This is a genomic window from Collinsella aerofaciens (genome assembly GCF_015556945.1).
GTDB lineage: Bacteria > Actinomycetota > Coriobacteriia > Coriobacteriales > Coriobacteriaceae > Collinsella > Collinsella aerofaciens_AO.
In genome coordinates this window covers 47568-58720 of sequence record NZ_JADNNH010000015.1, presented here as the reverse complement: position 1 = coordinate 58720, position 11153 = coordinate 47568, and the positions used below count along the sequence as shown (strand labels likewise).

8 protein-coding genes are annotated in these 11153 nt (G+C 62.1%); 2 read left to right on the top strand and 6 right to left on the bottom strand.

Annotated elements, in window-relative coordinates; genetic code table 11:
* The first annotated feature begins 338 nt into the window (after positions 1 to 338).
* Positions 339 to 1412, top strand: a complete 1074-nt coding sequence (locus I2F59_RS05790) for a hypothetical protein (protein WP_195503546.1) — start codon at positions 339 to 341, stop codon at positions 1410 to 1412.
* Here the strand turns inward: I2F59_RS05790 and I2F59_RS05785 are convergent.
* The 6 genes from I2F59_RS05785 to pheS form a co-directional block, all read right to left on the bottom strand.
* Positions 1409 to 2257, bottom strand: coding sequence for a hypothetical protein (locus I2F59_RS05785; RefSeq protein ID WP_052044001.1), 849 nt, complete (start codon positions 2255 to 2257; stop codon positions 1409 to 1411). The two genes, I2F59_RS05790 and I2F59_RS05785, sit on opposite strands and share 4 nt — an antisense overlap.
* A gap of 79 nt (positions 2258 to 2336) precedes the next feature.
* On the bottom strand, positions 2337 to 3107 hold the full coding sequence (locus I2F59_RS05780) for an energy-coupling factor ABC transporter ATP-binding protein (RefSeq protein ID WP_052044000.1): 771 nt from the start codon (positions 3105 to 3107) through the stop codon (positions 2337 to 2339).
* Positions 3108 to 3151: 44 nt separating this feature from the next.
* Positions 3152 to 3988: an energy-coupling factor transporter transmembrane component T family protein gene (locus tag I2F59_RS05775; RefSeq protein ID WP_035136805.1), complete on the bottom strand. Its 837-nt coding sequence runs from the start codon at positions 3986 to 3988 to the stop codon at positions 3152 to 3154.
* Entirely contained in the window at positions 3966 to 5051 is a 1086-nt protein-coding gene (cbiM, locus tag I2F59_RS05770) for a cobalt transporter CbiM (protein WP_035136804.1), read from the bottom strand. The genes I2F59_RS05775 and cbiM overlap by 23 nt, the downstream gene beginning before the upstream one ends.
* Before the next feature lie 246 nt (positions 5052 to 5297).
* Positions 5298 to 7751, bottom strand: a complete 2454-nt coding sequence (gene pheT / locus I2F59_RS05765; protein WP_195503545.1) for a phenylalanine--tRNA ligase subunit beta — start codon at positions 7749 to 7751, stop codon at positions 5298 to 5300.
* A 184-nt stretch (positions 7752 to 7935) separates the two neighbouring features.
* Complete coding sequence (gene pheS / locus I2F59_RS05760) at positions 7936 to 9012, bottom strand: phenylalanine--tRNA ligase subunit alpha (protein ID WP_195503544.1); 1077 nt, start codon at positions 9010 to 9012, stop codon at positions 7936 to 7938.
* Between the two features lie 504 nt (positions 9013 to 9516).
* Here pheS and I2F59_RS05755 point away from each other — a divergent pair.
* Positions 9517 to 11100 carry a carboxypeptidase M32 gene (locus I2F59_RS05755; protein ID WP_195503543.1) on the top strand — a complete coding sequence of 528 codons (1584 nt, stop codon included), beginning with the start codon at positions 9517 to 9519 and terminating at the stop codon, positions 11098 to 11100.
* Positions 11101 to 11153 lie beyond the last annotated feature (53 nt).

The window sequence follows — 11153 nt, the reverse complement described above, 5'->3', positions numbered from 1 at the left end:
CCAGATTCTAGGACAGGGGCCGCTTGCGTTTGGCGGTCAGCCGTCGGCGCGCTTACACCAACATTTCCGACGCGATCTAAAAGTGTTCGCCCGGTGGCAAACCCACACCTCACACAGGGCTGATAAATCGTTTTAGCAAGAACCAAATCGACCTGGTTTTCGGAAGTATGCGGCAAATTCTGGAACCTCCGAGCACACCCTGTTTTTTCGCAACAAAATGCCTGATAAACTAGCCTCAAAAGCCAGGTCCGCTCATAGGGTTCAGATTTTGCCGCATACTTCCGGATTGACGCTGGCATCACTCGCTTCAAAGAGATGATTTCGGCCAGGAGGGCATTATGGACCTGACGCTTTGTGGGCAATCCGCCTTTAACTACTACCGCATCCCGCCGCAGGTATTAGGCCTTTACCCTGCCATTAGCCTTGGCAATATGGATCGCAGATGTTGCGGCCTCGGAAGTCATGCAGTTGTAAAAGACCTGCTTCACGCACCGCTTCACAGGATTGTATTCACTCGGGCACAATCCGGGTCGCGAAGCCTGTTTAAATCGCACCTCCTGACCCAAGAGCCGCCTCCCGGGTCGTTTAGGCAAACCGAGCATGGGTTTGATGTCACATCGCCCGAGTTCACACTGCTCAACCTTGCTACGCAGGTCTCACGCAACCAGCTGCTTATGGCGTGTTATGAGATGTGCAGCTCGTTTGCTGTGTATACACCCTGCAAACGAGCGCAACGGCAACTTGATGAAGCTATTTCGCTTAAGCTCATTCCACCCAACTGCGGCTGGGAGCGGGTTATCGACGTCAACGGCAAGGATACCAACCTGTGGAAGCGCACGCCGCTTCTTTCCGCAGCGGATATCGCCGCGTTCGCCAAGCAGGCCGCAGGCCTGCGCGGTGTTAAGCAGCTCCGCTGGGCCGCCGAACGCATGACAGGACAGACCGCCTCGCCCTTCGAAGTACAGACCTCCATGCTTATCTCGCTCCCCCGCGACGAGGGCGGCATGGGCATCAACATCGCAAACAACGTGCGCATCCCACTCAGCGACGCCGCGCGCTCGCTGTATGACAAAACCTGCTGCTACGCCGATATCCTCATCGAAAGCGCCACCGACAGCATGGGTGTCATCCTTGAATGCCAAGGCCGCTCCGCCCACGACAGCGAAGCCGCGAGCCTCTCCGATGCCGAGTGCGCCACCGCGCTCACAAGCATGGGCTACGACGTCATCCAAATTACCTTTGGCCAGATTAAGGATAAGAAGAGCTTCGACCACATAGCCGAGCTCATCCATAAAAAGGCTGGACTTTCCTACACCCCAAAGACCAAACAGGAGCGCGCCGCCGAAGTCACCCTGCGGCAAGAGCTACTTGTCAATTGGGTTGAGCTATTCACCGCCAAGCCGGCCAGCTAGCAGCTAGCAATCAGGGGAAGCGCAGGCATATCGGGCGATTCGACGCGAGCCGCAAATCCCGCCTCGGTTAGCTCGATGACCTCGGTAAACGTTGTATCGAAAAACTCCTCGGTTAGCAGGCGATACGGCGGATGATCGGACTCGCCGGGGTTTTCGCGTACAATCTCGTGCATAACGCCGATGGTCTTGAGCACATACTCCTTATGGATGGGATACTGACCAAAACGGGTCGCCGCAGTATACAGGCGATCGGTCGCGCGCGGTATCGAAACGATGCCGAGTGTCTTGCCAAACCAGTCAAAGTCGCCTTGCTTTTTAATGCGGAATTCCTCGCACGGCTTGCCGCCGTGCGCCTCCAGGTACTGATTCACACGCGTATTCCATACGGTATCGGCCACCAGATGCGACCAAACGCCCAGCGTCAGATCGAGCAGCGACTGCGCCACGTCATCGGGCGCGAGCGAAAGCTCGCTAGCACCGGGACCGGCGACCGGCTCGGCGTCCTTGTAACGTTGGGGATAATGCACCCGATTGAGTCGCTCGCGCTCCTCGACAATCGAGGTCGCGGCAGCTGGCGCACCGGTGGGCGAACTTTTAAGCAACGGTGCCACATAGGTATCCCAGAACTCATGCTCACGAGGCTTAGGGATAGGCTCGGGCTTTGCAAAGTGCGTAATGCGGTACGGGATGGGATCGGCGATGCCAGGGACCATATAGCCCACGAAGATATCCGGAACCACGCAGCCAAACAAAAAGGCATTGCGGTCGCGCACGCTATTGGCAAGCGCACCGGTGCGCTCCAGCAAACGCTCCGTCTGAGCGATATGAATGTTCCAGCTTGGCATAGCCACCCCCATAAAAACCTGGATAACTATACCATCACGGCAAAGCCGCGCGGGCGGCTACGCACGCTCCACGCAGCAACTATTCCACAACGCCGCTCTCGGTTCCATACGACGATACCGGCGCCTCGACCACATGGTGATATCGATCGATAAAGATTGCACGGGCACCCAGGCGTCGTACCAAATCCTGATGGTGCGTGCTCATCAAGACCGTCTTACCGGCAGCAACATAGGCCAGTAGAAAGTTGACCACGATGTCGCAAGAGTCCTCGTCAAGTCCGTTGGTAGGCTCGTCGAGCACCAGGATATCCGGGTTCATCGACACGACGGCAGCCAGCGCCACGCGCTTCTTTTGCCCGCCCGAAAGCTGATAGGGCGAGGCATCGACCAGATCGGCAACCTGGAACAGCTCCATGGCGTCGCGGACGCGACGCTCGAGCTCGTCTGCCGGCAGCCCCATTTGAGCCGGGCCAAACGCGACCTCCTCGCCCACCGTGGCGCAAAAGAGCTGCGCATCGGCATTCTGGAACACAAAGCCCACGCGCTGATGGAACCGCTGGGCCGTCGCGGAATCCTTGAGATATGCCGCATCGACCGCATGCCCGTCAAACAGATACGCACCCGCGTCCACAAGTTCAAGGCCGTTGATAAGGCGCATGATCGTCGTCTTGCCGCAGCCGTTGGGACCGAGCAGAGCAACGAGCTCCCCACGGTTCACCTGCAATGAAATGCCGTCGATCACCGTATGACCCGCATAGGAAAACAGCACGTCGCGAAACTCGATGATCGGCGTGACCTCGGTGCCGGCAGCACCGCTCGCACCCATCGCGTTATTCGTATCGTTTGCCAAAACGTCGCCCTTCCCTACTCACATCGACGGTTCGACCGTCCGCGCTACAGCACCGCGCACAACACGGCGAGCAACGCAACGCCGGCCGCGTAAACCGCATCGCGCCAGCCAAAGCCGCTCCGTGCAGGCGCCGGATACACGCCGGCGAAGCCGCGGCACAGCATGGCCTCGTCCATCGCGCGGCTGCATTCCATCGCCTTGATAAACGTCATGCCCATGATACCCGCCAGCGAGTCGGTACGCGAAAAACCCGCGGGCGCGGAACCGACGCTGCGCAGCATGACCGATTCGCACAGATCGTGCGCCGTGCGTCCCAGCACCTCGATATGCTTGAGTGCCATATCAAACGTAAAGATAACCTCGTCGGGCAGGTGCAGCATTTTGAGCGCCGCCGACATGCGGCTCCAGGTAAGCGTCCACGAAACACCCAGCACCAGCGACACATTAATAAACGTCTTGAGCGCGATCTTGAGCATGGCGCCCGTGGCAGACGCGCCCAGCAGCAGGGCAGGCAGTGCCAGAACCACGGCAAGCCCCGTGGCGCCGAGCGCCGGTACAAAGGTCGCACGCAGCCCGCGTGCGGGGCGCACCGCGACCAGCACCAACGCGATTGCCGCCATCAGCATCAGGTACAGCGGACTCTGCGTCAGGCACACGCACAGGACGCAGACGAACATCCCCACCAGGCGCACCGGAGCCGAAACGCAAGAAAGGGCGCGGTCGACCATCGACCCGCCCTCGTGCGCGCCTCCACCCAGGCGAACCCGCTCAAGCAGGCTCGCCAGGTGCAGGACATTCTTTTGCATCACACGATGCCGAGCCCCCGCGGGCTCGTAACGCTGCTCGGTCGCAAGCCAGCTAGGCAGCTCGGCTATTGCCATGAGCACCGCTTTCCTTGACCGTCAGCGAGATCAGACGGAATGCGATGGTGAGCACCGCCACGCCAATCACGCCGGACAGGATATACATGGCAGCCTGACCGGCAAAGCCAAGACCCTGCTCCTCGGAATAAGCCTGCAGGTAATCACCCGTGGGCAGCGCGTCGGCAAAGGTCGGGGTATCGAGGCCGACCGAAGCCTGCAGGCTGTCGTCGCCAGCCTCCTGAACGGCGGTCGCGGCGCCCTCGGCGTCCCACTCACCCCAGGCGTCACCGGTGGCAAGCAAGCCCAGCGGCGTGGCCACCACGAGCACGGCGACCAAAATGAGCGTGGGGACCAGCGAGGTCTTCTTGGCAGCAGCGCCCTCGGCAGCAAGCTGGCCATCGACGGCCTCGGGCCCGACGATAATGCTCGGCGCCGTCTTCTTAATGAAACCGTAGATGGCGGCCGTCGCCACGCCCTCGATCACACCGGCAACCAGCATATGCGGGATCAACATGGCCGGAATAGCCACGGACAGCGGGAAGGGGCAGTACAGCGGAGCGCCCGAAGCGTTGGTGAAGAGCATCGGCTGAATACCGAACTCGACCGCCGCGCACAGGGCCGCCAGGCACAGGCCAACCCAGCCGCTCACGATGGCAGAAACCGAGGTGCCCCAGCTCTTGTCGTGCAGACGGCTGTTGAGCGCACGAAACACGATAGCAGCGACAAACGGCAGCACAAAGGCCATGTTAAAGCAGTTGGCGCCAAACGACAGAACGCCGCCGTCGCCAAATAGCAGCGCCTGCAGCGCCAGCGCGACCGAGACAGCGATAGCCGCGGCCTCGGGGCCCAGCAGCAGCGCGATGAGCGCGCCGCCGACGGCGTGACCTGTGGTGCCGCCGGGCAGCGGCACGTTGAACATCATGAGCAAGAAGGAGAATGCGGCGCAGATGCCCAGGAACGCCATATGCTCGCGATCGAGCGTGGCACGCACCTTCTTGATGCAGTGAACCCAAACGGGCACCATCGCCACCGCCATGACGGCATCGGTCTGCGGGGACAGATAGTTATCTGGAATGTGCATGTACGCCTCCCGGTTGTCGGCGCACAGAATTGCAACGCCGCTTAAATCACCTTGACAGTGTTACGTATTGTCAAATTCGTAACACGACGCGGGCTATCATAGCAAAACGGCGCACTGCCGACAAAGCAGCACGCCGTTATGTAATGCGCGTGTCATATATACAGGCTCAACGGTGCCTCATACCGAGCATAGCGGTCACGTAGGACTCGGCGGCAGCCACCGCCGACCCATATCCCAGTGCAGGACCTACCCGCGGACCTCGCCGTTTACGCCCTTGCACACCTTGGTGACGATCTTCTGGTGTGCTTTTTCGACCTCTTCGCTGGTGAGTGTGTGGTCGTCGGAGCGATACGTAAGCGCAAAGGCCATGGACTTCTTGCCCACGCCCACGCGGACCGGGTCGCGGTAGACGTCGAACAGGCGCACGCCCTCGAGCAGCTTGCCACCGGCGCTGGTAATGCGGCGCTCAAGATCCTCGCAGGTCACGGAGTTATCGACCACGATAGCCAGGTCGTGCTCAACAGCCGGATACTGCGAGAACTCACGGTAGTTCTCCTGGTTGCGAGCGCCCTTGATCAGCTTGTCCAGATCGAGCTCAAAGGCAACGACGACCTCATCGATGCCCATCGCCTCGCGCGCCTCGGGGTGAATCTCGCCGACCCAGCCCAGCACGGTGCCGCCGGACAGGACCTCGGCGGCGCGACCCGGCTGCAGGAAGGCATAGCCCTCGCCCTCGACGGGACGGAAGCGAACCTTCTCGATGCGCAGCTGGGCGAGCAGCTCCTCGACGATGCCCTTGCCAAAGAAGAAACGCAGCTTACGGTACTTCATGCTCCAAGACTGCTCGCTCCACTGGCCCGAGAGCACACCCGCCACGGACTTGGTCTCCTTGGGTAGGCTGGCGTTCTCGCGGCCGTGGAACAGGCTGCCGACCTCGTACAGGTGCACGTTGGGCGTGCCGTGGGCCTCGTTATAGGCCACAGACTGCAGCAGGCCCGGCAGCAGCGAGCGGCGCATCTCGGTCTGCTCGGCCACCAGCGGGTTCATGAGCACCACGGGGCAGCCGCGGCCCTCGGTGGACATGCCGATCTTCTCCAGGTCGCCCGGGGCGGCAAAGCCAAAGGTCGTGGTCTCGTTGAGGCCACAGGCGCGCAGGATCTCGCCGACCTTGCGGGTAAGCTTCTGCTCGCGCGTCAGACCGCCGATGTGGTTCTTGGCAGCCGGGATGGTCGCCGTGACGCGACCCATGCCCCACAGGCGCAGGACCTCCTCGATCAGGTCAATCTCGCGCGGCAGGTCGGGACGGAAGCTCGGCGGGGTGACCATAAAGTCCTCGCCGTCGCGCTCGACGGTGCAGCCCAGGCGGGTGAGCGAGCGCTCGATAAAGTCGGGCTCGATATCGGCACCGCAAATAGCGTGCACGCGGGCCAGGCGCAGCTTGATGCTGTCGATGGTCTTAGGCGCGGGGAAAACGTCGACGTAGCCGGGAGCGACCTCGCCGCCGGCGATCTCCTCGATGAGCGCGCACGTGACGTTGGCGACATCCACGCAGCCGGTCTCGTCGACCTGGCGCTCAAAGCGAATGGAGGCGTCGGAGATCAGCGACAGGTCGCGGCTGGTGTGCGAGGTGCGGCCGGCGTTGAAGCAGGCGCTCTCGACCATCACGTCGACGGTGTCGTCCTCGATCTCGGAATCCATGCCGCCCATAACGCCGGCCAGCGCCACAGGACGCTCGCCGTCGGTAATGAGGCCCATGCCGGCGTCGAGCGTGCGCTCCTCGCCGTCGAGGGTCGTAAACTTCTCGTCCTGTTGGGCGGCGCGAACCACCACGTGACGCCTGCCATCGCGCTCGGCAAAGGTGTCCAGGTCAAAGGCGTGCAGCGGCTGACCGGTGAGCATCATCACGTAATTGGTGATGTCGACGATGTTGTTGTGCGGACGCACGCCCAGGGCGTTGAGGCGCTTGACCATCCAGTCGGGCGAGGGGCCGACCTTCACGTTGCGCACGATGCGGGCGACGTAGCGGTCGCACAGGCCCTCGTCGGCAATCTCGACCGAAAGCTCGTCGTCGGTCGCGCGGCCGGTCTCGGCCTTGATGGCGGGCAGCTCAACGTGGAAATCGCGGTCGAAGATGGCGCCGGTCTCGCGGGCCATGCCGATCATGGACAGGCAATCGGGACGGTTGGGCGTGATCTCGCAGTCGAGCACGGTGTCGCTCGAGCCCACGTACTCGGCAAACGGCATGCCGCAGGGCGTATCCTCGGGCAGGATCATGATGCCGGAGTGGTCGCCGCCCAAGCCGAGCTCGCGCGCGGAGCAGTTCATGCCCATGGACACGACGCCGCGAAGCTTGCTCTTCTTGATCTTGACGTCGCCGGGCAGGACAGCGCCGATCATGGCCGTGACGATGTGGTCACCGGCCTCGAAGTTCTGCGCGCCGCAGACGATCTGCAGCGGAGCGGGGTTGCCGTCGGCGTCGAGGTTCTTGTCACCCACGTCGACCGAGCACACATACATGTGGTCGCTATCGGGGTGCGGGGTCTTGGTGAGCACCTTGGCAGTCACCACGTGGTCGAAGGATTCTCCCACGGTGTCGATCGCCTCGACCTCGGTGCCGGTGCGGATATATTCGTCCGAAAGGGTCTTGGGATCCTCCGGAATATCGATCATGGTCTTGAGCCAGTCGTAAGAAACACGCATCTAGCTCTCCTTTCATACTGAAAGCCTGCGAAGAGATGCAGGTGGAAACTTCAACTTTGTGAACATTCCTTACAAAGCGAGGGTTGTCCAAGTGCGGCAGATCGGCCCGAAAGAGGAGCGCCGCGTACTTTGGTACGCAAGCGACGAATGAGCGCCGAGGTGCCGTGCTTGGGCAAGCCGCAGCCTAGAACTGATTCAAGAAACGCATATCGCCCGTCATGAGCGTTCTGAGGTCGGGCAGGTCGTAGCGCAGGGCAGCGACGCGCTCGGCACCAATGCCAAAGGCGAAGCCGGTGTACTTCTCGGGATCGATGCCGCAGTTGATCAGGACGTTGGGGTCGACCATGCCGCAGCCCAGGATCTCGATCCAGCCGCTGTGCTTGCAGAAGTTGCAGCCCTTGCCGCCGCACACGTGGCAGCTCACGTCCACCTCGCAGCTGGGCTCGGTGAAGGGGAAGAAGTGCGGGCGGTAGCGCGTCTTGCGGTCCTCGCCAAACATGCACTTAACAAAGTAGTCGAGCGTGCCCTTAAGGTCGCCAAAGGTGATGCCCTCGTCGACGACCAGGCCCTCGATTTGGTTGAACTGCGGCAGGTGGCAGGCGTCGGCCGTGTCGGGACGGTAGACGGTGCCCGGGCAGATCATGTAGATGGGCGGCTTCTGCGACTCCATGGTGTGGATCTGCACGCCCGAGGTCTGGGTGCGCAGCAGTACGTCGGACTCGCCATGGGCATGCGCCTCGGGGTGCGCGACGCTGCCGGGGTTGTTGTCGACCACGTAGAAGGTGTCGCGGGCCGAGCGGCTCGGGTGATCCATGGGGGCGTTGAGCGCGGTGAAGTTGTAGTAGGAGGTGTCGACCATGGGACCGGACTCGACAGTATAGCCGATGCCGCTAAAGATGTCCTCGGCTTCCTCGATGATCTGCTTGATCAGGTGCTGGTGACCGATCTGCGGACGGATGCCCGGCAGCGTGATGTCGACGGCCTCGTGCTCGAGTGCGTGCTTGAGGGCGGCGGCCTTCATCTCGGTGGTGCGCTCGTCGAGCATGCCCTCAATCAGCTGGCGCATCTCGTTGGCGCGTTTGCCCATCATGGGACGATCCTCGGGAGCGAGCTTGCCCATCATGCGCATCAGGCCGGTGATACGGCCCTTGCGGCCGAGCAGCTCAACGCGCGCGGCCTCGAGCTTGGCGGCGTCGTCAGCGCTAGTGACGAGCTCCTTGGCCTCTTCCTCGAGTTTGACCAGATCATCAATCAGACTCATGTCTTCCCTTTCGTCTCTCGCACATCCGCGCTCCGGGACGGCTGACGCCGCCCGATGTTGCGGATGCGCGGCCCGGTTCGGTAACAAAAAAACCGCCCTCGGGCATGTACATTGCCCAAGGACGGTTGAATTCCGCGGTACCACCTTGTTTGACCCAGCGGATGTCTGGCCCGCCGCGCCCACTCTGTGCCTCTTGTCGCGAGGCTCACGGCTTCCCTACTGGGACTTTGCTGCCACTGGCCGCGTGCCCGTTGAGGTCGCTGCTCGGGAGTGAACGCTTGGCCCTTGCCACCGCAGGAAGGCTTGCAGCCCATGACCTTCCCTCTCTTGCCGGCGACGCGGCGGGCAAAACCCTCTCCGTCAACGCATTGGGCTATAGGATAACACATTTCGCGAGCGCATCGCCGCGTTCCGTTTTATTCGCGCTGGGTACAAGGCAGGAAGCCGTGCAAACTGGCCGCGCACCCGCCTGCGGCGCTCGGCCTGCGAGATTAAGGATACGGTATGGGAAAGAAACTCGATAAGAAGGCCAAGGCCGCCGTGGCAAAGGCCGCCAAGGGCGTCAAGGCCGCTAAAGTCGATAAGGCCGTCAAAAAATTCCGCAAGCTCGAGGGCAAGCTGTGGACTCGCGAGTACCTGCTCAAGATTGCCGAGTTCGATGGAGCGACGATTGCTCCCGCCAACGGTGCCGCCGCCCGTGCCGACGCCATGGGCACCCTTGCCGGCGAGCACCATAAGCTCCTGACCAGCGAAAAGTCTGTCGAACTCGTGCACTCGCTGGCACGCGAGACCGTCGCCGGCGGCAAGATCGACGACCCGCAGCTGCTTGACGAGATCCGCGTGCTCGGCCGCGATCAACGCGAGGCAAGCGTTATTCCTACCGAGGAGGCCGAGGCCTGGACCAGGCTCACCTGCGAGGCCGACGCCGTGTGGCACAAAGCCAAGACGGCCAACGACTGGGCGAGCTTTGAGCCCTATGTGGATAGAATCGTCGCCCAACTTAAGCATCAGGCAGAGCTCATGGATCCCAAGCGCGACCCCTACGATGTTTGGCTCGACCAGTACGAGCGCGGCCTTTCCGCCAAGAGCTTCGACGCGTTTTGCGAGGAGGTCAAGGCCACGGTCGTGCCGCTCGTGCACGCCATCGGCGAGCGCGGCCAGCAGCCCGCTGCCGACTTTTTGCATGCCCGCGTGCCCGAGGCTGCCCAGCGTGCCATGAGCTTCGATCTGATGAAGCTTGTCGGCCTGAACCTGGACGACACCACACTCGCCTTTACCGAGCACCCGTTTAGCGAGGGCTTTGCCGTGGGTGATGCGCGCATCGCGACGCACATCTACGAGAACGACTGCATCTCCAACGTCTTCAGCATCATCCACGAGGCAGGACACGCCATGTACGAGCTGGGCGTCAATCCTGTCTATGCGCGCACCTGTCTTGAGGGTGGTACCTCCATGGGCATCCACGAGAGCCAGAGCCGCTTCTTTGAGAACACCGTGGGTCGCAGCCGCGCCTTTATGGGACCGCTGCTCGAGGTGCTGCGCCGACACGCACCCGAGGTCTACGGCGGCGTCGACGAGGACACGCTCTACCACGCCGTGAACATCGCGCAGCCTTCGCTGATCCGCACCGAGGCCGACGAGCTCACCTATCCGCTGCACGTTATGGTGCGCTACGAGATCGAGCGCATGCTGTTTGCCGGCGAGGCCACGGCCAAGGACATCCCCGCGCTTTGGAATCGCTTCATGGATGAGTACCTGGGCATTCCCGTTCCCGACGACACGCACGGCTGTCTACAGGATACGCACTGGAGCGGCGGCTCGTTTGGCTACTTCCCCACCTATGCGCTGGGCAGTGCCTACGATGCCATGTTTGTGCCGGCCATGTGCCGCGACGGTGTCGACCTCAACGGCGCCTGCGCGAGCGGCGACCTGACACCCGTCCGCGCCTGGCTGGGCGAGCACATTTGGCAGTGGGGCCGCGCCAAGGACGCGCCGGAGCTCATCAAGGGCGCGTGCGGCATGGCGTTCGATGCCCGCTACTACTGCAGCTACCTGCAGGACAAGTTCACCACGCTCTACGAGCTGTAAGGCATAACCGACACGCCAACGCAAAGGGGACGCCGCGAAACCAATCCGCAGCG

Bases quoted from the DNA above. Each gene is read 5' to 3' on its own strand.
- cbiM (WP_035136804.1), bottom strand. From the start codon at position 5,051: ATGCACATTCCAGATAACTATCTGTCCCCGCAGACCGATGCCGTCATG.
- pheT (WP_195503545.1), bottom strand. From the start codon at position 7,751: ATGCGTGTTTCTTACGACTGGCTCAAGACCATGATCGATATTCCGGAG.
- I2F59_RS05755 (WP_195503543.1), top strand. From the start codon at position 9,517: ATGGGAAAGAAACTCGATAAGAAGGCCAAGGCCGCCGTGGCAAAGGCC.
- I2F59_RS05775 (WP_035136805.1), bottom strand. From the start codon at position 3,988: ATGGCAATAGCCGAGCTGCCTAGCTGGCTTGCGACCGAGCAGCGTTAC.
- I2F59_RS05790 (WP_195503546.1), top strand. From the start codon at position 339: ATGGACCTGACGCTTTGTGGGCAATCCGCCTTTAACTACTACCGCATC.
- I2F59_RS05785 (WP_052044001.1), bottom strand. From the start codon at position 2,257: ATGCCAAGCTGGAACATTCATATCGCTCAGACGGAGCGTTTGCTGGAG.
- pheS (WP_195503544.1), bottom strand. From the start codon at position 9,012: ATGAGTCTGATTGATGATCTGGTCAAACTCGAGGAAGAGGCCAAGGAG.